The following is a 23,353-nucleotide window of genomic DNA, read 5'->3' as shown; positions in this document are numbered from 1 at the left end:
AAGGACGATGACCCTCGGTGAACCGGCTGGCAAGCCGCGGTTGCCGAAACTTGGGGAGTGTTGCGGCGCTGCAACGCCGGTTGGGGCTTACTGGCCGGTGAGGCGCCGCGCGAAGTGGATCTCCACGGCCTTGCGTACGCCCTCGGCCACCGCCTTGCGATAGCCGGAGGAGAGCAGCAGCTTCAGATCCTCGTCATTCGAGATGTAGCCGGTTTCCAGCAGCACCGACGGCACGTCGGGCGCCTTGAGGACGATCAGGCCCGCGAATTTGTGCGGATTGTCCTTCATCTTCACCCCTTCGGACATTTCGCGCGCCAGCAGGTTGGCGAAGACCGAGGAAATGTTCATCGTCTCGCGCTGGGCGAGGTCGATCAGGATCGAGGACACTTCGTTATTCTCGCCGCCCAGATCGACGCCGTTGAGGACGTCGGCGCGGTTTTCCTTGGCGGCGAGCTGGGCCGCGACGCGATCCGACGCGACTTCCGACAAGGTGTAGATGCTCGCCCCGCGCGCGGCATTGTTGGGCGCGCTGTCGCAATGGACCGAGATGAACAGGTCCGCCTTGAGACGCCGCGCGATCTCGCGCCGTTCGCCCAGCACGAGGAAGCGGTCGTCCGACCGGGTCAGCGCCACGCGGACGCGGCCCGATGCGGTGAGTTCGTCGCGGATCGCCTTGGCGATGGCGAGCGCGACGTCCTTCTCCTGTTTCGATCCGTCCGAAGAGGAGGAGCCCGGATCGTGGCCGCCATGTCCCGCGTCGATCACGACGAGCGGGCGGTTGCTGCCGCGCGCACCGGTGACGGTGGGGACGGGGAGGGGCCGGGGCGGATCGAGCGGCACGGTGATGCCGCCCGGCTGGCTGGGCGCTTTGGCCTGCGCATTGGGGGCGATGCCAAACAGCTGGCGGCCCTTGCGCACCGTTTTGGTGAAGATGTTTTCCGATACGGTCTTCAAACTGATCGTCAGCGTCTGGTGATCGGACGAGAACTCGGCGCCGGTGACGACGGCAGGTTCCTTCAGTTCGAACACCATCCGCGCGGTGGTGGGGTCGTACTGGCCGTGGCGGATCGAGGCGATCAGGCCGCCGGATGCCTGGACGCGGCCCATCCGGGTGTTGGGCAGGTCGATCGCGATACGCTGCGGGCCGTTCAGGACGAAGGCCGATGCGGTGGCGACCGGCTTGTCGAAGCGGACGATCACCTGGTCGGTTGCGATGTCGACGCCGGTGATGATGGCGCCCGCCATGGTCGGTGCGCCCAGCAACAGCGCGAACAGGCCGATGAGCAACCGAAGGAGCGCGCCAGAAGGTCCGATCTTCGATTTTGGCAACTATCCGTCCCGCAACCCGGCCCGTCTATGGAGCCGCTCGCCCTTTAACCCTTTCGCCCCCGCCTTTGTCCATAGTTCGCTTTGGGTTGCGGGCGTTGGGATCGGGTGCTAGCACAGTTTGTCCGATCCCGGGACGCCGCACAGTGAAGCGCGGCACGATATCCCGGCCGGCCCGTGGCGGGTGCCTTTCCGGTAGTCCGCACAATAGGTTGACGATCGCATGGGTTATTTTTCGCCTTACCGCCACGACCGACGCGACAGCGTCGGCGCGTGGGGCGAGGCCTTCATTCCGGCGCACCGCGTCGGAAATGACCCTGCGACGGCTGCGAATCTGTTTCACGTCACTTCGATGATGCGAGCCGCCGTTGCGGCGCTTCCGCGCATCGATCCACTTTTTTCTACACATTGTGCGCCGACGGGCGGCCTTGCCGGCCCGCGCGCCTGGAGACCATTAAATGACAACCCGCATGTTGATCGACGCGCGCCACCGGGAGGAAACCCGCGTGGCCGTCGTCAAGGGGAACCGCATCGAGGAATTTGACTTTGAGTCTGCCGAACGCAAGCAGCTCAAGGGTAATATCTATCTCGCCAAGGTAACGCGCGTCGAACCGTCGCTGCAGGCGGCCTTCGTTGATTATGGCGGCAATCGCCACGGCTTCCTCGCCTTCAGCGAAATCCACCCCGATTATTATCAGATCCCCAAGGAGGATCGCGAGGCGCTGCTCCGCGAAGAGGCCGAGCACGCCGCCGAGGAAGAGGCGCTGCGCGCCCGCGAGGACGAGGATTATGACGACGGCGAGGAGCCGTCCGAAACCGACGTCGAACGTTATGAGGACGATGGCGGCCACGAGACCCGCGAAGACGTGGGCGAGGACGACGAAGACCGTCCGGCGCCCAAGCCGCAGTCGACCGGCGGCAGCGACGAAGCCGTGGAGAATCTTCGCCAGAAGCGCATGAACCTGCGCCGCCGCTACAAGATTCAGGACGTGATCCGCCGCCGTCAGGTGCTGCTGGTTCAGGTCGTGAAGGAAGAGCGCGGCAACAAGGGCGCGGCGCTGACGACCTATTTGTCGCTCGCCGGCCGTTACTGCGTGCTGATGCCGAACACGTCGCATGGCGGCGGCATCTCGCGCAAAATCTCGAACGCGGCCGATCGCAAGCGCCTGAAGACCATCATGGCCGAGCTGAACCTGCCGCGCACGATGGGCTGCATCGTCCGCACCGCCGGGCTCCAGCGCACCAAGGCCGAGATCAAGCGCGACTTCGATTATCTCGCCCGCCTGTGGGACGAGATCCGCGAAAACACGCTGGGATCGAGCGCGCCTGCGCTGATCTATGGCGACAGCGACCTGATCAAGCGCGCGATCCGCGACATCTACAACAAGGACATCGACGAGGTGATCGTCGAGGGCGAGGACGGCTATCGCCAGGCCCGCGCCTTCATGAAGCTGCTGATGCCCAGCCACACCAAGAAGATGGTGGCCTATGCCGATGCGGTGCCGCTGTTCCAGCGGTTTGGCGTCGAGGATCAGCTGGCGGCGATGTACCAGCCGCTCGTCCAGTTGAAGTCGGGCGGCTATCTGGTGATCAACCCGACCGAGGCCCTGGTGTCGATCGACATCAATTCCGGCCGTTCGACGCGCGAGCATAATATCGAGCAGACCGCGACCGCGACCAACCTGGAGGCCGCGCACGAAATTGCGCGCCAGTTGCGTCTGCGCGACATGGCCGGCCTCGTCGTCATCGACTTCATCGACATGGAGCATGGCTCCAACGTCCGTAAGGTCGAAAAGGCGATGAAGGAGGCGCTGAAGAACGATCGCGCCCGCATCCAGGTGGGCCGCATCTCCAGCTTCGGGCTGTTCGAGATGAGCCGCCAGCGGCTGCGCACCGGCGTGCTCGAGGCATCGACCCGCCAGTGCCCGCATTGCGAAGGCACCGGCCTGGTCCGCACCGCATCGTCGGCGGGCCTTTCGGCACTGCGCATGCTGGAGGACGAGGCTGCGCGTGGTCGCGGTTCGCGCCTGCTGCTGCGCGCCAGCCAGGAGGCTGCGCTCTACGTCCTCAACCGCAAGCGCGCCGAGATCAGCGAGATCGAGGATCGTTATGGCGTCCTGATCGAAGTCCTGTCGGACGGCACGCTGGAAGGCGCGCGGATGACGGTCGAGGCCGGCGGCCCGCCCCCGACGCACGCACCGAAGATCCCGGCCTTGCCGATCATCATCGACGAAGATGATGATGAGGAGATCATCGAGGACGAGATCGAGGAAGAGGACGAGGAAGAAGTCGCCGAGACCGGCGAGCGCGAAGAAGGCCGCGAAGGCCGCGGTCGCGGTCGTGGCCGTCGCCGTCGCCGTCGTGGCGGTCGCCGCGATCAGGAGACAAATGGCGAGGGTGTCGAGGCCGAAGCCGGCGAAGGCGACGCCGAAGAAGGCGAAGAGGGCGAAGCCGAGGGCTTTGAAGCCGCGCCGGCCGCCGAGGGCGAAGAAAATGGCGAGCGCCGTGGTCGTCGTCGTCGTGGTCGTCGCGGTCGTCGTCGCGGTGGCAATGGCGATGCGCCTGCCGAGGGCGAAGCGGAAGCGGTCGAAGGTCAGCCGGTCGCGGCCGAGCCCGAAGCCGTTGAGCCCGTCCAAGCCGTCGAAGCGCCCGTCGTGGTCGAAGAGGAGGCTGCGCCCAAGGGCCGTCGTCGTCCGCGTGCCCGCAAGACGGCCGAGCCGGTGGTCGAGGTGGCAGCCGAACCCGCTGCCGAGGCACCTGCCGAGCCTGCCGCCGAGGAAGCTCCCGCCAAGCCGAAGCGCGGCCGTCGCAAGGCCGTAGCGGCCGACGCGCCGGTCGAGATCGTCGAACCGTCGGTTCCGGTCGTCGAGGCCGCACCCGTTGCCGAGGAGGCTCCGGCCAAGCCGAAGCGCGCCCGTCGCAAGGCGGCGACTGCCGCCGAAGCTCCGGTCGAGATCGAGGCGCCGTCGGTGCCCGAAACTGCGGCGGAGCAGGCTCCCGAGGCTCCGGCCCCGGTCGAACCGGCTGCCGAGGAGGATCCCAACGATCCGCCGCGTCGCGGCTGGTGGCAGCGGACCTTCGGCGCCTGACGATGATGACGCGGCCGGGCAGCTTTGCGGCGCCCGGCCGCGGCTTCATCGCCTGTTCAGTGCGGGTGGGTGAAAGGGCGTAGCATGGGGCTGTTCTCGTTCGCCTGGCGTAAGCCACTTGCTCGCTTCGCCGTCGCGACGTTCGTGTCGCTCGGCCTCGCAGCCCAGCCGGTCGCCGCGCAGAGCGTGCTGCGCGATACCGAGACCGAAGCCTGGCTCAAGGACATATCGTCGCCGATCATCGCCGCGGCGGGCCTTCAGCCATCCAATGTCGACGTCGTCCTGATCGGTGACAAATCGATCAATGCCTTCGTCGCGGGCGGGCAGGTCGTCTATATTCACAGCGGGCTGATCGAAGCCGCCGATACCACCAACGAGGTCCAGGGCGTCATCGCGCACGAACTGGGCCACATCACCGGCGGTCACGTCATTCGCGGTGCGGAGGGTGCCAAGGCGGCGACGGGCATCACGCTGCTCTCGTTGCTCGTCGGCGCCGCCGCGATGGCGGCGGGTGCGGGCGATGCCGGCATGGCCGCGATGATGGCGGGGCAGCAGGCCGCACTCGGCAAATATCTCGCTTTCTCGCGCACGCAGGAATCGAGTGCGGATGCCGCCGGTTCGGGCTTTCTCGACAAGGCGGGTATCTCGGGCAAGGGGATGCTCAGTTTCTTCCAGAAGCTGCGCAAGGAGGAGTTCCGCTACGCCTCCACCTACGCCACCGTCGATCCCTTCATGCAGACCCACCCGATGTCGGGCGATCGCGAGGAAAATCTGCGCGGCGACATCATGCGCTCGGCCGCTTACAACAAGGCTACCGATCCTGCGCTCGAGGAAGGGTTCAAGCGCGTGAAAGCCAAGCTGATCGGCTATATGGACGATCCGACGACCGCGCTGCGCAAATATCCCGAGAAGGATCAGAGCATCTACGCGCATTATGCGCGGGCCTATGCGTGGCACCGTGGCGCCTATCCCGACAAGGCGGTCGAGGAGGCGGACAAGCTGGTCGCGGCCAAACCCAACGATCCCTATTTCCTCGAGCTCAAGGGCCAGATCCTGCTCGAATCGGGCAAGCCGAAGGAGGCGCTGGCGCCTCTGCGGCAGGCGGTCGCCGGGTCGCGCAATGCGCCGATGATCTCGGCCCTGCTCGGCCACGCGCTGCTCGCGACCGAGGATCGCGAAAATCTCAAGGAGGCGCGCGATGTGCTCAAGGTCTCGGTGTCGCGCGACCGCGAGAATCCGTTCGCCTGGTACACGCTGGGCAGCGTCTATGCGGGGCTGGGCGACGAGCCCCGCGCGCGGCTCGCCACCGCCGAGCGTTATGCGCTGATCGGGCAGGAGCGGCTCGCGCAATCAAGCGCCGAGGCCGCGATGCAGGGTATCCCGCGCGGCACATCCGACTATATCCGGGCGGAAGATATCGCGCTCTCCGCGCGATCGGCGGCCCAGGACAGGAAACGGCGTTGATCGATCTCGAAATGTTACGTCGTCACCGCTGGACCATCTTCGCCGCAACCGCCGGCCTTGCCGCTTCGATCGCGGTTGCGGCGACTCTCGCCCCGTCGAGCAACCCGGCCGCGTCGCTGCCCGCGCGCGACAAGGCGGCGATCGAGGCGGTGGTGCGCGAGTATATCCTCGCCCATCCCGAGATCATCCCCGAGGCGATCGAACGGCTGCGCGACAAACAGTCGGCCGATGCCTATCAACGCAACAAGGCCGCGCTTGAAAAGCCGTTCGCCGGTGCATGGATGGGGGCGGAAGACGGCAAGATCGTCGTCGCGATGTTCTCCGATTATGCCTGCGGCTATTGCCGCGCGAGCATCGCCGACGTCGCCCGGCTGGTTGCCGACAACAAGGACGTGAAGCTCGTCTGGCGCGAGATTCCGATCCTTGGCCCGGGCAGCGACGTCGCCGCGCGTGGCGCGCTCGCGGCTGCACTGCAGGGCAAATATCGCGACTTCCACAGTCGCATGTTCGCGGCCGGTCGGCCCGACGAAGGCCGCGTGATCGATGCGCTGAAGGCGAGCGGCGTCGATGTCGCCCGCGCCCGGACGGATATGGCGAGCCCCTCGGTCGCCGCCGAAATCCGAAACAACCTGACGCTGGCCGGCGAGATCGATGACAGCGGCATCGCGACGCCGACCTTCGTGATTGGCGGCCAGGTGCTGAAAGGCGCGGTCGGCTATGACGCGCTCAAGGCCGCGGTGGCGAAGGCGCGTAAGAGTTAGCTCGAATTGGCAGCAAAATTTTCGGGGAAGTAAAAATATGGGGATCGGCCTTCCAACACTAGACGGACTACTCCGCGGGCGCGCTGGTCGCGATGGGCTCGGTCGGACCATACAGATTGGCCGCCAAGGCCTGTATATTACTCTGAACGAAGAAGCTGAGGCCAACCGGATGCTGGAAGAGGCAGGCATCACCGAATCATATAGAAAAATTATCGCAGACACGCAGTATGCCGACGAAGCGTTGTTGCCTGCTCTCGGCGCTACCGAAGTGATCACATGTGATAATTCAGATTATGAAGGCGCTGCATTGTTGTGGGATATGAACGATCCTATTCCGCGCCGGTATTTCGAAACGTTTGACACATTGCTCGACGGAGGATCGCTCGAGCATATTTTCAACGTACCGCAGGCTTTGGCAAATATGATGAACTTCCTTGCCGTTTCCGGCCGAATAATATCGGTCACCCCATCCAATAACTGGCTTGGGCATGGATTTTATCAATTTGGCCCCGAATTGCCTTTTCGTGTTTTCCAGCAGCGAAATGGTTTTGAAGTTAACGGCGTTTTTCTCGCCGGTTTGGACGGCACGAAAAGGCTGGTGCAAATGTTTGACCGCGGTGCTGAGGGAAGCCGTAACGAATACGGACACACCAGCCACGCTATCGATCTCGTATATGTTGCGACCAAGATTGCGGCCATTTTGCCATTTCGGTCGTGGCCTCAACAGGGCGACTATGAGTCAGCTTGGCACGGGGCCGACATGCCCAGTGATGCGTGATAGGCGCGGCGGTATCGCCGTTCGAACCCTTCCCAGCAGCCCCGTCCCTCGCTAGAGCCGAGCCCGTGAGCCGCCTGCCGACCCTTCGCAATCCGTTGCCCGTTTGGCGCGATCAGGTGCGTTTCCTGTGGGGGGTCCGCAGCTGGCGGTGGACCGGCTATCTGTTGTGGACCGCGCTGATCGGCTGGGTCGCGATCTGGTTCCTGTTCGCGCGCGGGCTTCCTTCGGCCGACGCGTTGCTCGCCTATCAGACCCCGCTGCCGACCAACGTCCGCGATATCGATGGCGAGCCGATCGCCGATTTCTCGCGCGAGCGGCGCGTGCAGCTCAATTATGACGAATTTCCGCCGATGCTCGTCCACGCCTTCCTGTCGGCCGAGGACAAGACCTTCTTCAGCCATCCGGGCGTCGATTTCGGCGGGCTTGCGGGCGCAGTGTGGGATTATACGACCAAGCTCGGTTCGGGGCGCCGCGCCAGGGGCGGTTCGACGATCACGCAGCAGGTGGCGAAGAACCTGATCGTCGGCGACGATTATTCGATCGCGCGCAAGGTGCGCGAAGCGATCCTCGCCTTCCGCATCGAAGGCGCGCTGACCAAGCAGCAGATCCTGGAAATCTACCTCAACCAGATTTTCCTCGGCCGGAACGCTTATGGCGTGCAGTCCGCCTCGCGCGCCTATTTCGCGAAGGACGTCGCCGACCTGACACTCCCCGAAATTGCCTATCTCGCGATCCTGCCGAAGGCGCCGTCCAACTATACGGTCGAACGGCATGCCGAGCGCGCGATGGACCGGCGCAACTATGTCCTGCGCCAGATGGAGGAAAACGGCTTCATCACCGCCGCGCAGCATGTGGAGGCCGCGAATGCGCCGCTGGGGATCGTCCCGCGCTACGCGCTCAAGCCCAGCGTCACCGGCTATTATATGGAAGAGGTGCGCCGCCAGCTGATCGACAGGTTCGGCGAGAATGCCGACAATGGCGTGAACAGCGTCTATGCGGGCGGGCTGTGGGTGCGCACGTCGTATAACGGCACGGTGCAGGATGCGGCGGAAAACGCGCTGCGCGATGGTCTGTCGCGGTTCGAAGCCGGCCGTGGCTGGAACGGGCGACTGACCAAGATCGACGTGTCGGGCGACGATTGGCCGCGCGCGCTGTCGAACGCCAACATCGGCGCGGGCTATTCGAACTGGAAGCCGGCCGTCGTCCTTTCCCGCAGCGGTTCGACCGCCGAGATCGGGTTCGAGGACGGCAGCAAGGGCACGCTGCCCAGCTGGGGCGCGACGATGCCGAAGGCCGGTGTCGGTGGGCGCGCCTTCGATTTCCTGAAGGCGGGCGACGTGATCGTCGTGAAGGGCGATGGCGAGAATTACGCGCTCAAGAGCATCCCGCGCATTTCGGGCGGCATGGTCGTCGAAAATCCGCATACCGGGCAGGTGCTGGCGATGCAGGGCGGATGGGACGCGCGCGGCAGCTCGTTCAACCGCGCGACACAGGCCGAGCGGCAGCCCGGTTCGACCTTCAAGCCGTTCGTCTATGCCGCCGCGCTCGACAACGGGATGACGCCGGCCTCGATCGTCATCGATGGCCCGTTCTGCGTGTTCCAGTCGGCGCGGCTGGGCCAGAAATGCTTCAAGAATTTCTCGGGCGCCAATGCCGGGCAGCAGACGATGCGCTGGGGCGTCGAGCAATCGCGCAACCTGATGACCGTGCGCACCGCCAGCCAGATCGGCATGGACAAGGTGATCCACACCGCCGACGTGATGGGCGTGGGCAAATATCCGCCCTATCTGGCCTATGCGCTGGGCGCGGGTGAGACGACCGTGATCAAGATGGTCAACGCTTATTCGATGTTCGCCAATCAGGGACGCTCGCTGCAACCGACGCTGATCGACTATGTGCAGGATCGCAACGGCAAGCTGATCTGGCGCGCCGACAAGCGCGTCTGCGAAGGCTGCAACATGCCGCGGTGGAATGGCAAGGCGATGCCGCGCCCGCCGATCCGGCAGAAGCAGGTGATCGACGCGATGACCGCGTATCAGATGCTCCACATCATGGAAGGCGTTGTCCAGCGCGGCACCGCGACCGCGCTGCGCGATCTCGGCCGGCCGCTGTTCGGCAAGACGGGCACCTCGTCCGGCCCGACCAACGTCTGGTTCGTCGGGGGCTCCGCCGACATGGTGGGCGGGCTTTACATGGGCTACGACAACCCACGGTCGATGGGCGGCTATGCGCAGGGCGGCACGATCGCGGCGCCGATTTTCCGCTCGTTCGCGGCGAAGGCGATGAAGGACATGCCGGTCGTCCCGTTCCAGGCGCCTGCCGGCATCCGCATGATCCGGATCGACCGCAAGTCCGGCCGCCGCGTGTTCGGTGCCTGGCCCGACAACAGCTTCTATTCGTCGGTGATCTGGGAAGCGTTCAAGCCCGAAAGCGAACCGCGCCGCACGATCCGCCGCGAGGAAATCGCCGCCGACAAGAAGGTCACCGCGCGCGCCAACAGCGACAGCGAGTTCCTGCAGAGCACGGGCGGGATTTACTGACCCTTTATCCTCCCCCTGGCGGGGGAGCATCGTTCAGCAGGCCGGTTTCGCCACGCCCGCCTCGCGAATGATATTGACCGGGCGTTTGCCCCAATAGCTGATCTCGATCGAGACCCGCACCGGCGATCCGGGCCTGGTATAATCCTCCACTTCGCCGCGCCCGCCCGATCCTTTGAGGCAGCTGTGCCAGCCATGCTGCTTCAGCACCTCACCGATCGACAGCACCGCATTCTGATCGCTGTCGTGCCAGATCGACAGGCGATCGAAGCCACCGCCCCCGTCGCTGCCGACCAGATCGATCGCAGCGCTATACGGCCCCTGGCCCAGCATCATCAGATTGGGACGGCGGCACCGCATCGACACGTTGTCGGCGATACAGGCGGTGAAGCCGGCCTTGTGCGCGTCGGCCAGGCTCCCGGCGATGGGAACCCCGTCGAACATCACGCGCGGCGGCGCGGGCCGCTGCGGCGTGCAGGCCGACAAGAGGGTGAAAGCCAACAGGGTTGCGCGGCGCATCATCGGCCGGACGCTATAGGCCGGGGGGCTTCCGTCAAGGAGGGGGCTGGCGCACGGCCCTGAAATCTCTATCTAGGCGCCTTTCCCGGCAGACATGCCGGCCAGACGCCCGGAGACCAGAATATGCGCGCCGAAGCGCAAGCCCATGTCGATCAGATCAACCAGGCGCTGGCGCTCGTTCGCCGCTTCCTGGACTGGGATCGCGCGCTCCGCCGCCTCGACGAGCTCAACAATCGCGTCGAGGACCCCAAGCTGTGGGACGACGCCAAGGCCGCGCAGGAGGTGATGCGCGAGCGTCGCCGGCTCGACGAGGCCGTCACCGCGGTCAAATCGATCGAAAGCGAGCGCGACGACACGGTCGAGCTGATGGACATGGCCGAGGCCGAGGGCGACGACGCGCTGGTCGACGACGGCGTAAAGGCGCTGGCGGCACTGGCGGACCGCGCGGAGAAGGACAAGATCTCGGCGCTGCTGGCGGGCGAGGCCGACGGCAATAACAGCTATATCGAGGTCAATGCCGGCGCGGGCGGCACCGAGAGCCAGGACTGGGCCGGCATGCTGCAGCGCATGTATGCGCGCTGGGCCGAGCGGCGCGGGCTCAAGGTCGAGCTGGTCGATTATCATTCGGGCGAGCAGGCGGGGATCAAGTCGGCGACTTTGCTGGTCAAGGGCGAGAATGCCTATGGCTATGCCAAGACCGAGAGTGGGGTTCACCGCCTCGTCCGCATCTCACCCTACGATTCGGCGGCGCGTCGGCACACCAGCTTCGCATCGGTGTGGGTCTATCCCGAGGTCGACGACGACATCGATATCGAGGTGCTCGACAAGGATCTGAAGATCGACACCTATCGCGCATCGGGCGCGGGTGGTCAGCACGTCAACACCACCGATTCGGCGGTGCGCATCACGCACATCCCCACCGGCATCATCGTCGCCTGCCAGAACCAGCGCTCGCAGCACAAGAACAAGGCCGAGGCGATGAAGCAGCTGAAAGCCCGCATGTACGAGCAGGAGCTTCAGAAGCGCGAGAGCGAGGCGATGGCGGGCTATGCGGCCAAGACCGAAATCGGCTGGGGCCACCAGATCCGATCCTACGTCCTGCAGCCCTATCAGATGGTGAAGGACCTGCGCACCGGCGTTACCTCCACCGCGCCGTCCGACGTGCTCGATGGCGATCTCGACAAGTTCATGGCCGCCGCCCTTTCGCAGCGCGTGACGGGCGAGAAGGTCGATGTCGAGGACGTCGACTGACGCTTAAATCCTCCCCCCGGAGGGGGAGGGAAACCGGCGTAGCCGGTGGAGCGGGATTCGAGGCTGGGGCGGTGCGCTGCCGGCCGATACCCCTCCGTCAGTCCTGCGGGCTGCCACCTCCCCCGCCGGGGGAGAATCTATAGAGGCTTAAATCTCGTCATAGCTGAACAGCCACAGGCTCGATGCCTGTCCGCTCGCTTTGTCGCCGGTACTGTTGAGGCGGCCGACTGCGGTGTAGCGGGCGCCGTCCTTGATCTTGCCCGATGGCATCAGCGGTGCGAGGCGGGGGGAGACGTAGAGGATGAGGTCGTGGCCGTCGTCGGTCGTCATGCTCACGGCGGTATAGCCCAGCGGCCCGCCGATCAGCTTGGGATTGACCTGGCCGACGCCGGCCGGGGGCGACAGGCTGGTGATCTTGCCGCTGATCCGGATCAGATTGCCCAGCGGCTGATCGGTTTCGGCGTTGAACGGCCGCTTGGTCTTCAGCCGATCGTCGTTGACCGCCTTGTAATGGTTCATCAGCGCGCCGAGCGTTGGATATTGGATCGTCCACTTGGTCCGCTCGGCATTGAACAATGTGCCGTTGAAGACGGAGAACAGGCTGTCGGTCCACGTCTTGCAGCCGTCGGCATCGTCGCAATAGCGCCAGCCATTGTCGATCCAGCTGAGCAATTGTTTCTTTGGATCGGAAAATTCGGCCTCCTTGGCCAGACCGGGACCGTAGGCGACAGCCGCCTGGTGCTGGCGCGGGGCGACGACGACGACGGCGCCGTTGCCGACGTCGAGCTTGCCGATGCGCAGCTGGCGCATCATCGCCCAGGCATAATCGTCTGCCGACATGCCCTTCAGATCGTTGACGACAAGGAAGGTCATCTCAACACCGACACCCTTCGCCAGCGCGCGCAGCTTGTCCTCCATCGGCTTGACGCGCGCCGGATCGAGCTTGCCGGTCTCGTCGACGACGAAGCGGCCATATTTGAACGGGATCGATCCGGGCTTGGGCAGGGCGACCGGCGCGGTCGCGACGGCGGGCGTTACCACGGCTGGCAGAGCGGTGGAGGTCGTCACAGCAGGCTGGACGGTCGCCACGCCGCCGCCCTGCGCCTGCGCCTCGTTCCAGCCCTGCCGGATCGCGTCGGCGCGTGATTGCTTGTCGGGATGGGTGGGCGTGCCGTGACTGGTGCCCATCGCCAGGATCATCTGCGTCGCGGCATCGACGGGCGCACCCATTTTCTGCAGCACGAAGCCGCTGAATTTGTCGGCCTCCAGCTCGATCTCGGGCCGGCTGCCGCCGGGGACGATCGTGTGGCCCGACAGGTGGTGCGCGATCTCGTGCGCCATGATGCTCATCGGCCCCCACTGGCTGCCCTTCGCCGTTTGCTGCGCCATCGCCATGAAATTGGGGTTGAAGGCGATCACGCGGCGGGGAATCCGGTTCTGATCGAGCATGATCACCGCCGCGGCGTTCGGCACCGGGCCGGACACGACGGTGAAGTTGGCGGGCAGGCCGGTATAGCCCATGATCTTCCGGACCGATGTCGAACAGTCGGCGGGGGCATTGCCGTTGAGCGAGGCGGGCTGGGCGTTGACGGGTTCGCCGTCATAGGAACAGGCCTGCAGCGTGGAGGCGATCGCCTCGACCTTGTCGCCGCCGGTGATCTGGGCGGCGGTCTGGCCATCCTTGGAATCGCAACCGGCGAGCAGCAGAGCGGCCGAAGCCGTCGATAGCATCCAGGTCCGTCGCATCAGGCCACTCCTCTTTGGATTATCGGGTCACGAGCCACAGGATCGCCATCGCGTAGAGGCGCAGCAGCCCCCAGGCGAAGGCGGCGTAGATCAGGCAGGCGAGCAGCCATCGCAGCCAATCGCGCTTGAGGTCGATCAGGAAGAACTGGCGATAGGCGATCGCGACGATGGCCAGCTTTACGATCGGCATATAGGTCTGCGACGCCGCCTTGTGCGTCAGCACGAACCCGGCATCGCGCCAGACCAGGGTCGGCAGCATGTTCACGATGATCACCGCCAGGATCAGGCACTGGGCATAGATCGCCAGCACCGCATGTTCGATCCAGTTATAGCCGAGCCGCCCGTGCAACCCGATCCACGACCCCAGGAAGATCGCGAAGATGCCGAGCGAGAAGGACCAGTTGGCATAGGCCATCACCCGCGCGGCCATCCGGTCGACATCGGTGTCGCGGAAGGCATAGACGCCGAAATAGCGGTTGGCGGCAAGCATCAGGACGAGTGCCGCGACCAGCGCGACCAGCAACTTGAGCGGATGCATGTGCGCGGTTCGCCTGCCCATCACATATTCGCGTGCCACGCGTCCGGGGCCGGTGACGAGATGACGGAGAGTGCGGGTCAGCTGAAACTCGAACCAGCGGACCCGATCCCACCCCTCGCGCCCGATATCGCGCCATGCGAAGCGCGCCGCTGCCTTCTGCCCGCACTGTCCGCAATAGGGAGTTTCGATTGTCGCGCCGCAGTTGCGGCAGGTCGTCGCCCCGAACCAGGCGGGGTCGACGGGGCCGTCGGGAATCGCCGCGCGTGCGCTCGCTTTGGTCTCGAAGACCATGTCGATCGCCCGGCGGAAGATCAGCATCGGCTCTCCTTCGACTTGGTGTGTCGTAAGTTCACCGAAAGAAACCCGGCAATCGTCGCCGGGTTTCATCTGGGTCGATCTTGCGGACGATCAGCCGAACATCGCATGCTCCGCGCGCAACGCCGTGGCGAGCGCGTCGACGTCGGCGGCGGTGCTGTAGAGGCCCGGCGTCACCCGGATCACCGGCCCCTTGGCGATGCCTGTGCGCCACACCGTGAGGATGCGATATTTGTCGAACAGCCGCTGCTGGACGGCCTTCGCGCGATCGTCGCTGTCCATGCCCTTAAGCCGGAAGCTTGTGATCGCGCAGTAGCGCGCGGGATCGTCCGGCACCGCCATCGTCACGCTGGGCACGTCGCGCACCGCATCGACCCAGCGATCGCGCAGCGCGCGCATGTGCCTTTCCTTCGCGGTCGCGCCCACCGCGAAGTGAAAGTCGACCGCGATCGGAATCGTCAACAATGCGGCGAAATTGATCGTCCCCGCGGGCAGGCGCGCGTTGATGTTGTCGGCAGGCAGGTGATGGTTCTCATAGGCGATGTCGATATCGGCGAGGCGGCTCCTGCGGATGTACATCGCGCCGGTGCCGAGCGGTGCAGACGTCCATTTGTGGACCGACCAGGCGACGAAATCCGCGCCCAGATCGGCAAGTTGGAAATCGAGCAGCGCGATGCCGTGCGCGGCGTCGACGATCGTGTCGACCCCACGAGCGCGCGCCATCGTGACGATCTCCTTCACCGGCGTCACCAGCCCGGTGCGATTGGACACTTGGGTGACGAGCAGCAGTTTCGCGTCGGGATTGCGTTTCAGGACATCGTCATAGGCCGCCAGGATGTTCGCGGTGGTCGCGGGTTCGGGCATCGCGAATTTGACGACGCGCGCGCCCTTGTGCGTGCCCAGCCATTCCATCGCGCCGATCGTCGCATCATAATCGAGATCGCAATAGATCACCGCGTCCCCGGCCTTGATCCCGCGATAATTGGCGATCAGCAGTTGCAGCGCGTCCGAACCGCTGCGCGTGACGCAGATTTCTTCGGGCGAACAGCCGACCTGACGCGCGATGGCCATCTGCGCATCGCGGCTGCCATTGGCAAGGCAGGCTTCGCCGGGCAGCACGTTGCGCGCGAAGATCGAGTTGGATCGATTCACCTCGATCGTGTGGCGCGCATAGGCTTCGGCCACCACGCGCGGCATGATGCTCCAATAACCGGCTTCCAGATTGTGGATCGTGGGGTCGACGTCGAAATGGCTGGCCAGATCTGCGACGCGGATCGAGCGGGCCGTCAGTGCGGGCGGCTGCGGCGCTGCAACGGCGCTGGCGGAGGCGAGAAGGGCAGGGCCGCCAAGTGCGGCGCCCTTCAGCAACTGTCGGCGATCGGGTTTGAAGCTCATCGGATCACACCCCCAGATAGCGCACCGCCAGCGGCACTTCGTCATAGCCGGCCGCTGTGCGGGTGAGGCGGAAGGCTTTGGCGGTCTTGCGGCTGGAGACGATCTCGACAAGCTCGGTGCCGCGATAGAGGACCGAGCAGTCGTTCTCCAGCGCGATGCCGGGGCTGTCGAGCGAGCCGTCGGCGATGAACTTGCGATATTGTGAGATGCGGTCGGGCCGGACATTATAGTGCGGGTTGGTCGAACCCGGCAGGAAGCCGAGGCCCGTCACGGGCGCCAGCACCTTGGGAAAACTGTCGGTCAGGCCCGACTGGAACCAGCAGATCAGCCCCGCGCTGCCGCCCGACATCACCACGCCTGCTTCCCATGCCTGGCGCAGCGCCTTGTCGAACCCCCAGTCGCGCCACAGGGTCATCATGTTGCGGGTCGATCCGCCGCCCACGAAGACGATGTCCATGCCCATCAGATAATCGGCGAAGTCGAGCGTTTCGGGCTGGTAGATGTTGAAGTGCCGCACTTCGCACGGATGCGTCTCCATGCCGCGCGCGAACGTCTCGAAATTGGCGGCGCTCTCGCCCGATGCCGGGCCGAGCCAGCAGACCTTGGGGCGCTTCGATGGGGTCAGGCCGAGCAGATATTCGGGCGTCAGCGATGGCTCCCACGCCTGCGGGAAGAAGCCGCCGCCGCTTGCGAAGATCGTCGGCACCTTCTTGCCGGCGGGGGCAGGCGGCGGGGTTGCTCCGTGCGCGCCGGTGGCGAGAGTGGTGGCGGCGGCCGCGATGGCGGTTCCGCCCACGAAAGCACGGCGGCTGATGTCGGTCGGCTCGGTCATACGTCCCCCTTTTCTTCCCAGGAAACAGACTGGCGTTTTTCGTTGCGGCGCACAATGGGTCGACGCGCTGGTTTCCACGATGCTACGGCGCGGTGAAGAGAATGAGGGGGGCACATGCAGCGTCTGGATCGAAACCGGTTGATCGGGCGCACTTTCCCGTTCGCGATCGACATCCCCGTGCGCTTCGACGATCTCGATATCCAGGCGCACGTCAACAATGTCGCGGTCGCCGTGATCTTCGAAGAGGCGCGCGCGCGATTCAATCGGGAGAATGTGCTGGCCGATTGGGTTGCGAGCGGCGGCAGCGCGGTGGTGGCCGGCGTCCAACTCGAATTCGCGGGTGAGATGGAGTGGCACCCGCTCCACATCCGCACCGGCGTGCTCGAAGTCGGGCGCTCCTCCTTCCTGCTCGGCCAGATCGCTTCGCAGCACGGGATCGATACCGCCTTTGCCGAAACGATGCTGGTCACGACCCGCGATGGGGGATCGGCACCCTTTCCCGATGCTGTGCGCGCCAAGCTGGAAGGCGCGCTGATCGTCTGATCAGTCGTCCGCGTCGGCGGGCTTGCAGGGGGCGGGCGCGCGCGTCTTGCGGAGGACCTTCGTGGTCGCAAATTCGGTCGCATCGAGCGTGCCGGTTTTGTCGGCATCGGCGGTGGCAAACTTCGTCGTCGTCCTGATCGCCCACTCCTCGAAGCTCAGGCGGCCGTCGCCATTGGTGTCGAGCTTGGCATAGGCCTTGTGGCGGCTCGCCAGATATTCGTCGGTCGAAACCTTGCCGTCGCGATCCTTGTCGTAACGGTTGAAACGGCGCTCCTCCTTCGTCGCCTCGTCGGCGGCGGGTGGGGTGGTCAGCGGCTCGGCGGCATTGGCGGCGGAGGCGGACGGCGCCGAAGCGGCGATACGCGGCCGATCGCCCATCCCCTGCCAGATCAGCAGCCCGCCGCCCATCACCAGCATCGCCGCGACGGCACCGCCCAGGAACTTCCACATGATCCGATCCCCCTTAGCGGCAGATAATCGCATCTTTTGACGCCCGTCAAAGTGCGACTCGGTCGCTTCACATAGACCTGCATCATCAGTTCAGGAGAACCTCGATGACCAGGCATCTGACCCAGGCGCAGCTTCACGCCACCGCCCATGTCGCGCGCTACGCAGGGCAATATGCGCCCCGCACGTTCGATCTTCCGCCGGTGCTGCATCTTGCCACCGCCGGCGCCTATTTCGCCTTTCTGGGTTTCATGGGCACCGCCTTCATGAACCCGGAACTGTTCATCCCCTTCGCGATCTTCGGCACCTTCATCGCGATGGCGTTCCTGGTGCCGGGCCTGTGGGCGAAGATCGCCCCTCAAGCGCGGGGGCGGCACCAGAGCTGGGACGAGTTCATGCGCGAAGGCATCGTCTGTGCCACCGGCCGCCTGAAGGGCCACGAGGCGATCGCGCAGGTGATGGTGCTGCCGATCCTGATCGTCGCTTGGAGCACCGCGATCCTGGTCATCAAACTGACCCTCTGAACAAGCTAGCGGCGCCGGCAACCTCTCCTCTGGTCGGCGTCGCTAAACCTTATCCCGCCGCGGCTTCCAGCCCGGCGGGATCTCTTACGATCAGCCCGCGCGGTCCCATCCGCGCGACGAGGCCATCAGCCTCGAGCTGGCTGAACTGCCGGCTCACCGTTTCGATCGTGAGGCCCAGCAATGCCGCCATCTCGCCCCGCGTCAGCGGCAGTTCGAAGGCGAGCGACGAATGGCATGGCGCATCCGACGCGGCCCGCGAGAACAACAGGATCAAACCCGCAACCCGACCGCGCGACGACCGCCGCCCGATCAGATCGACGAGCGCGCGGGTCTCCGCCAGATCGGCGAGCGTGCGATCGAGGATCGAGCGCAGCAATGCTGGATGTTCGGCCATCACCGCTTCGAAGCCGCCGCGCGGGAACAGGCACAGCCGGCTGTCGGTCAACGCCACAGCATGATGATCGACCTGCGCTGCGAACAATTGCCCGAGGAAGCCCGATGGGTGGACGATCGCGACGATCCGCTCGGTCCCCTCGGAATCGATGCCCGACAGCTTGGCGGCGCCCGAGATTAATGTAGCGCACGCTACACTATCGTCGCCGGCGGCGAAGATCGTCTCCCCGCGCGCAAACTCGCGCGTCACGCCAATCCGCGCGAGCGCCGCGCGCTCCTCATCGGTCAGCGCGGCGCACACCGCCTGATCGCGGACGGGGCAACCTTCGCAACGGACGGGGGCGGCGGACGACATGGGCACTCCGATGATTTCGGGGCGGAAATAGGGGATTTGTGGCCGTGGTGCCAGATATAGCCGTTGTCGAATTGTCGACGGACGCGGCGCGCCGAACTCAACCGTAGGCGAGCACCCAGGTGCGAGCGGCCGAGAGCGAGAGGAAGGCTTGCGTCTCCTCCCGCCCGGCGATGCGGCGGATGTGGCCCTTGGTAACGCTCGAATCGACGACCAGTGCGACCCGGTCGCCCTCGCGCAGCACCTCCGAGTAGGTGGCCAGCAGCAGTTCGTGCCCGCCGGGATCGAAGCTGGGAATCTCGCTACGATCGGCAATCACGCGCAGATGAGGGCTGATGAGCCGACAAGCGGCGATGATCCGGCGGATGTCGCGGTCATAGGCTTTGGCGACCTGCAGGGGCCAACGGCCGCGCGCATCGATCCGCAGGACGGGGCCGTCCGCCCAGACGCGATAGAGATCGCGCATATCGCCCGCATCCCGGAAGGATGCGCAAAGCGGCGATTCATCGGGAATGAGCACGGTTGCCATGTCCGGCGGCGTGGCCGGAATAGTCTTAAGGCCGCGTAGAGATTCGCGCCCGCGCCTCCGCCGGTTCGACCAAGGTCCAACGATTGTGTCTCGGCGCGCCGACAATCGCGGCAATCCGCCAAACTTGACGCCCTGCCGCGAGACCTTATTTTTATGATCCACGCTAAATCATATAGGGAGACGTTCGATGTCGGTGGCGACCACGGAGAAGGCGTGCCCCATGCATGGCGGCCCCGATCAGCGTAAATCGGCACGGCTAGCGACGGGGGGCGGGACGATCGCCCCCGACGTTTCCACCGCGACTTTCGACCAGGCGCGCGCCGTTCTGCGCAGCGGCCATACCAGCCAGGCGGGCTTCCTGGCCGAGCAGGTCGGACGGATCGGCAAGCCGATGCGCCAGCCGATCCTGTATCTGGAGGGTGAGGCCCATCGCGTGCAGCGCAGCGCCACCGCGCGCTTCTTCACGCCGCGCGTGGTGACGACGCGCTATCGCGATCTGATGATCCGCCTGAGTGACGATCTGGTTGGCGGTTTCCGCAAGAAGAAACGGGCGCGGCTGGACGATCTCAGCCTCGAACTCGCGGTGGCGGTAGCGGGCGATATCGTCGGCCTCCAGACCAACGACGTTCGCGGCCTGTCGAAGCGGCTGGACGCCTTCTTCAGCGGCGGCTTCGAGAAAACATCGGGCAAATGGGCGGCGATCAAGAGAATCGTCCATTCGCAGATCCGGGTGTTCTCCTTTTACTATCGCGATGTCGTGCCCGCGATCCGCGCGCGCAAGAAGGCGCGGCAGGACGACGTCATCTCGCATCTGATCGACGAGGGGTATACCGGGCGAGAGATCCTGACCGAATGCCTGGTCTATGGGGCCGCGGGCATGGCCACGACGCGCGAATTCATCGTTATGGCGGCGTGGCACATGCTGGAACGCGATGAGTTGCGGACGGCATTCCTGTCGGCCGACGAGGGCGGCAAGATCGCGCTGCTCGAAGAATTGCTGCGGCTGGAGCCCGTGGTGGGTTTCCTGTTCCGCCGCATGAAGGCCGACCTGACCGACGACGGGGCCGATGCGACGATCAAGGCCGGCGAAGCTGTCGCGATCGACGTGCGCGCCGCCAATTCGGACGAAGCGGCATTCGGCGCATGTCCGCACGCCGCCGAACCGGGCCGCAAAGTCAGCGCCAAATATGGCAATGCCGGGCTTTCGTTCGGCGACGGCGAACATCGCTGCCCCGGTGCGCAGGTGGCGCTGTACGAGACATGCCTGTTCCTTGAACGGCTGTTGGCGACGCCGGGGCTGAAGCTGGAGCGGGCCCCCGACATCGCCTGGAACCGCCTCGTCACCGGTTATGAACTGCGCAACGCGATCATAACCTGCGACTAGGCCCGCCGCTTACTCCGCCGCCTGCCCGTAAAGCTCGGCCAGGGCCAGGGCCGGATCGTGGCCGATCAGACGGTCATAATTCTTGTGCATGCGCAGGACGTTCTGTTCACGGCGGCCGAGGATGATCGATGGGACCGCGCCGTTTTCCATCATGATCTGCGAATTGGACTGGACCTTCATGTCCTCGTCCATCGCGACCTTGAACAGCATGTCGGCGATATATTTGTCCTTGGCCTCCTGCGCCGGCGTGGGGTTCTTCCCCCAGCCATAGACGCGGAAGATGTAGTTGCACTTGCCCGGTTCGTCGGCGGGGTCGCTGCGCTGGAAAATGCCCACCGCCTCGCCCGCGATCACCACCGAATTGGGGAATACCGAGTTCGAGCAGGAGAAATAGGGATGCTCGGGCCATTCCTCCTCGGGAATGTCCTTGAGTTTCACGATGTCGGGGCCGGTGGTGACGAGTGTGTGGTGGAGGCCCCAGTCGAGGTGGAGGAATTGCGGCAGCGTCATCGGGCCCACCGTCTCGGGGTGGAGGTAGGGGACATGATAGCCCTCGACCCCGCCGTCGACCGCATGTTTCCAGTTTATCCGCGCGACCGTCTTGAACTCGCTGACCAGATGCAGATTTTCGTAATGATAGCCGGCGAGATGATCCTTCATCGGGCCGAAGAATTCGTCGGCGTCGATCGGGGGCGCGGCGGGGTTCGGGTTGACGAGGATGAAGCCGATCGTTTCGACGCATTGCAGCTCGATCAGGTCGCGATGCTCGAGCAGATCGTCGAACGCGACCCGGCCGGGCACACCGACCAGGGCGCCGTCCAGCCCGAAGGTCCAGGCATGATAGGGGCAGACGAACGCGCGGGCCTTGCCACAGCCCTCGGCCAGCTGGACGCCGCGATGGCGGCAGGCGTTGAGGAAGGCGCGGACCTTTTCGTCCTTGCCGCGCACGATCAGGATCGGGCGGCCGGCGACCTCGGTCGCGTAATAGCTCCCCGCTTCGGGCACGTCGGCGCTGAAGGCGAGAAGCTGGGTGCGGTTGAGGAACAGCTCCTGCTTTTCCTTCTCGAACCGGACCGGATCGGTAAAGCGGCCGATATCGAGCTCGACCGCCGGTTCATCGGCGGTCTGGATGACGTGGTTGTCGATCATGTCGAGAAGTTCTCGAGCGATCCTGATGCGTGCCTCGCGCTGCATGTGTCTCTCCTCGCCGTCGGGTAGCGAGCCGAGCAGATCGGCCGCTCCGTTCATTTTTATATGGCGTAAGAGTATTCACACAGCGCGCGGTTCGTCAATCAGGAGCGGTCGCGAAGGCGCAATCGATCAGGGGCGCGGCGACGCCATCCAGATCGTGTAACCTTCATCCTCTTCGTCGGAATAGGCCTGGATATTGATCGCCTGCGTCTCGAAGCCGGCTTTTTCCAGCCGATCGGTGAAATCGGGATCGCTATAGCCCGACCAGACCGCGAGGATGCCACCGGGGCGGAGCGCCGCGCGCGCCGCGCGCAGGCCCCAGTTGCAGTAGAGCCGTTCGTTGGCGAGATAGATCATCCCGTCCGGCCCGTTATCGACATCGAGCAGGATGGCGTCGAAGCCGCCCACCTCGCGCACGATCACGTCGTGCACGTCGGCAAGCTCCAATGTCGTGCGCGGATCGACCAGATAGTCGCCGAACAGATGCGACAGGGTGCCGCCCGCCCATTCGACCACCTTTGGCACCAGTTCGGCTACCACGACTTCGGCGTCGTCCGGCAGGGCCTTCAACGCGGCGCCGAGCGTGAAGCCCATTCCCAGCCCGCCGACCAGGACGCGCTTGGGGCCGGGGCCGAGTCGGGCGCAAGCGATGCTGGCGAGCGCTTCTTCGGAATGGCGAACCTGGCTGCCCATCAGCTCGTCGCCGCAGAAGAGGATCGCATAATCCTCCCCGCGGCGCATGAGCTTCAATTCGCCGCCGCCCGGGATTGGGGCGACATCGACGAGGTGCGGGCGCTCTCGCTCGGCGTCGGCTTCGACGTAGTTGGTGCTCATCGCAGGGGGTCAGTCCGCCGTCTTCGCGGGCTTGGCGCTCGTCGACGATGCAGCCTTGTCCGCCTTGGCGCGGGCAGCGGAGATCGCGATGACGCGTTTATGCCGCTTGTTGGCGGTGCGCAGCTGGGCCATGGGGGTGTCCTGTCAGAAAAATCACGGCGTTGTCGGCCGGATTGGCACCCGTCACGCGTTGATCACCTTTTCCAAGCTCATGTTTTGGCTCCGGTGGCAAGGCGCGATTATAGGCAACGCGACACAAATCGAAGGATATCCAACAATGCCAGGCTTCAAAGCCCCCGACTTCAACGAGCGCACGGCAGCCGCCCGCGCGGCCAAGGAGCGCATGCTCGACAAGTTCAAGGCGCGGCCGGTGATGGACGAGGCGACCGTCGCCGCGCGCCAGGCCGCGCAGGCTGCACGCGAACAGGCAGAGGCCGAAAAGCGCGCTGCCAAGAAGATCGCACAGGAAGAGGCCAAGGCCGCCCGCGCCGAGAAGGCGGCGGCTGGCAAGGCTCCACCGCGCCCCGCGCTGACCGAGGAAGAGGCCAAGGCGATCCGCGACGCCCGCTACGCCGCGCGCAAGCAGCGCAAGGGCTGACACGCGC

Annotated in this window: 22 protein-coding genes; 10 read left to right on the top strand and 12 right to left on the bottom strand. The window is 65.2% G+C overall.

Annotated elements, in window-relative coordinates:
* Window positions 1-87: 87 nt before the first annotated feature.
* Entirely contained in the window at window positions 88-1,329 is a 1,242-nt protein-coding gene (locus FYJ91_RS13875) for an N-acetylmuramoyl-L-alanine amidase (protein WP_246152629.1), read from the bottom strand.
* A gap of 455 nt (window positions 1,330-1,784) precedes the next feature.
* Between FYJ91_RS13875 and FYJ91_RS13870 the strand changes: the two genes are divergently transcribed.
* From FYJ91_RS13870 to FYJ91_RS13850, 5 genes are all read left to right on the top strand, one after another.
* Window positions 1,785-4,415 carry an Rne/Rng family ribonuclease gene (locus FYJ91_RS13870; protein ID WP_149522860.1) on the top strand — a complete coding sequence of 877 codons (2,631 nt, stop codon included), beginning with the start codon at window positions 1,785-1,787 and terminating at the stop codon, window positions 4,413-4,415.
* Window positions 4,416-4,499: 84 nt separating this feature from the next.
* The gene (locus FYJ91_RS13865) at window positions 4,500-5,879 is read left to right on the top strand and encodes a M48 family metalloprotease (protein ID WP_149522859.1); all 1,380 of its coding nucleotides are present in this window, start codon (window positions 4,500-4,502) and stop codon (window positions 5,877-5,879) included.
* Window positions 5,876-6,640 (top strand): DsbA family protein, encoded by a 765-nt coding sequence (locus tag FYJ91_RS13860; RefSeq protein WP_246152628.1) that lies wholly within the window; start codon window positions 5,876-5,878, stop codon window positions 6,638-6,640. Before FYJ91_RS13865 ends, FYJ91_RS13860 begins: the two co-directional genes overlap by 4 nt.
* Before the next feature lie 37 nt (window positions 6,641-6,677).
* On the top strand, window positions 6,678-7,418 hold the full coding sequence (locus FYJ91_RS13855; protein ID WP_149522858.1) for a class I SAM-dependent methyltransferase: 741 nt from the start codon (window positions 6,678-6,680) through the stop codon (window positions 7,416-7,418).
* A gap of 65 nt (window positions 7,419-7,483) precedes the next feature.
* A complete protein-coding gene (locus FYJ91_RS13850) occupies window positions 7,484-9,958 on the top strand; it encodes a penicillin-binding protein 1A (protein ID WP_149522857.1) in 2,475 nt (824 codons plus the stop codon).
* 33 nt (window positions 9,959-9,991) lie between these two features.
* Here the strand turns inward: FYJ91_RS13850 and FYJ91_RS13845 are convergent, their stop codons facing one another.
* Window positions 9,992-10,477: a hypothetical protein gene (locus FYJ91_RS13845; protein WP_149522856.1), complete on the bottom strand. Its 486-nt coding sequence runs from the start codon at window positions 10,475-10,477 to the stop codon at window positions 9,992-9,994.
* 120 nt (window positions 10,478-10,597) lie between these two features.
* Here FYJ91_RS13845 and prfB point away from each other — a divergent pair, with 120 nt between their 5' ends.
* Window positions 10,598-11,725 (top strand): peptide chain release factor 2, encoded by a 1,128-nt coding sequence (gene prfB / locus FYJ91_RS13840; protein ID WP_149522855.1) that lies wholly within the window; start codon window positions 10,598-10,600, stop codon window positions 11,723-11,725.
* Window positions 11,726-11,872: 147 nt separating this feature from the next.
* Here the strand turns inward: prfB and FYJ91_RS13835 are convergent, their stop codons facing one another.
* The 4 genes from FYJ91_RS13835 to FYJ91_RS13820 all read right to left on the bottom strand — a co-directional run bounded on the left by FYJ91_RS13835 (window position 11,873) and on the right by FYJ91_RS13820 (window position 16,551).
* Window positions 11,873-13,471: a TPM domain-containing protein gene (locus FYJ91_RS13835; RefSeq protein WP_149522854.1), complete on the bottom strand. Its 1,599-nt coding sequence runs from the start codon at window positions 13,469-13,471 to the stop codon at window positions 11,873-11,875.
* 19 nt (window positions 13,472-13,490) lie between these two features.
* The gene (locus FYJ91_RS13830) at window positions 13,491-14,327 is read right to left on the bottom strand and encodes a DUF3667 domain-containing protein (protein ID WP_181008513.1); all 837 of its coding nucleotides are present in this window, start codon (window positions 14,325-14,327) and stop codon (window positions 13,491-13,493) included.
* A 90-nt stretch (window positions 14,328-14,417) separates the two neighbouring features.
* A complete protein-coding gene (locus FYJ91_RS13825; RefSeq protein ID WP_149522852.1) occupies window positions 14,418-15,719 on the bottom strand; it encodes an aminotransferase class V-fold PLP-dependent enzyme in 1,302 nt (433 codons plus the stop codon).
* 4 nt (window positions 15,720-15,723) lie between these two features.
* Window positions 15,724-16,551, bottom strand: a complete 828-nt coding sequence (locus tag FYJ91_RS13820) for a Type 1 glutamine amidotransferase-like domain-containing protein (RefSeq protein WP_149522851.1) — start codon at window positions 16,549-16,551, stop codon at window positions 15,724-15,726.
* Between the two features lie 114 nt (window positions 16,552-16,665).
* Between FYJ91_RS13820 and FYJ91_RS13815 the strand changes: the two genes are divergently transcribed.
* Window positions 16,666-17,094, top strand: a complete 429-nt coding sequence (locus FYJ91_RS13815; protein WP_149522850.1) for an acyl-CoA thioesterase — start codon at window positions 16,666-16,668, stop codon at window positions 17,092-17,094.
* Here the strand turns inward: FYJ91_RS13815 and FYJ91_RS13810 are convergent, their stop codons facing one another.
* Window positions 17,095-17,544 carry an EF-hand domain-containing protein gene (locus FYJ91_RS13810; RefSeq protein ID WP_149522849.1) on the bottom strand — a complete coding sequence of 150 codons (450 nt, stop codon included), beginning with the start codon at window positions 17,542-17,544 and terminating at the stop codon, window positions 17,095-17,097.
* A 104-nt stretch (window positions 17,545-17,648) separates the two neighbouring features.
* Between FYJ91_RS13810 and FYJ91_RS13805 the strand changes: the two genes are divergently transcribed.
* Entirely contained in the window at window positions 17,649-18,065 is a 417-nt protein-coding gene (locus FYJ91_RS13805; RefSeq protein WP_149522848.1) for a hypothetical protein, read from the top strand.
* Window positions 18,066-18,114: 49 nt separating this feature from the next.
* Here FYJ91_RS13805 and FYJ91_RS13800 read toward each other — a convergent pair whose 3' ends face one another.
* Complete coding sequence (locus tag FYJ91_RS13800; RefSeq protein WP_149522847.1) at window positions 18,115-18,813, bottom strand: Crp/Fnr family transcriptional regulator; 699 nt, start codon at window positions 18,811-18,813, stop codon at window positions 18,115-18,117.
* A gap of 97 nt (window positions 18,814-18,910) precedes the next feature.
* Window positions 18,911-19,339, bottom strand: coding sequence for a hypothetical protein (locus FYJ91_RS13795; protein WP_149522846.1), 429 nt, complete (start codon window positions 19,337-19,339; stop codon window positions 18,911-18,913).
* Between the two features lie 187 nt (window positions 19,340-19,526).
* Between FYJ91_RS13795 and FYJ91_RS13790 the strand changes: the two genes are divergently transcribed.
* Window positions 19,527-20,723, top strand: coding sequence for a cytochrome P450 (locus FYJ91_RS13790; protein WP_149522845.1), 1,197 nt, complete (start codon window positions 19,527-19,529; stop codon window positions 20,721-20,723).
* Window positions 20,724-20,732: 9 nt separating this feature from the next.
* Here the strand turns inward: FYJ91_RS13790 and FYJ91_RS13785 are convergent, their stop codons facing one another.
* From FYJ91_RS13785 to FYJ91_RS21035, 3 genes are all read right to left on the bottom strand, one after another.
* Window positions 20,733-21,917 carry an aromatic ring-hydroxylating oxygenase subunit alpha gene (locus FYJ91_RS13785; RefSeq protein WP_149522844.1) on the bottom strand — a complete coding sequence of 395 codons (1,185 nt, stop codon included), beginning with the start codon at window positions 21,915-21,917 and terminating at the stop codon, window positions 20,733-20,735.
* 126 nt (window positions 21,918-22,043) lie between these two features.
* A complete protein-coding gene (locus tag FYJ91_RS13780) occupies window positions 22,044-22,748 on the bottom strand; it encodes a spermidine synthase (RefSeq protein WP_149522843.1) in 705 nt (234 codons plus the stop codon).
* Between the two features lie 9 nt (window positions 22,749-22,757).
* Window positions 22,758-22,880, bottom strand: coding sequence for a hypothetical protein (locus FYJ91_RS21035; RefSeq protein ID WP_281290615.1), 123 nt, complete (start codon window positions 22,878-22,880; stop codon window positions 22,758-22,760).
* Between the two features lie 145 nt (window positions 22,881-23,025).
* Here FYJ91_RS21035 and FYJ91_RS13775 point away from each other — a divergent pair, with 145 nt between their 5' ends.
* Window positions 23,026-23,346, top strand: coding sequence for a DUF6481 family protein (locus tag FYJ91_RS13775; RefSeq protein WP_149522842.1), 321 nt, complete (start codon window positions 23,026-23,028; stop codon window positions 23,344-23,346).
* Window positions 23,347-23,353: the final 7 nt, after the last annotated feature.

The organism is Sphingomonas montanisoli, assembly GCF_008274695.1.
GTDB lineage: Bacteria > Pseudomonadota > Alphaproteobacteria > Sphingomonadales > Sphingomonadaceae > Rhizorhabdus > Rhizorhabdus montanisoli.
This window is presented reverse-complemented; position numbering and strand designations above follow the sequence as displayed.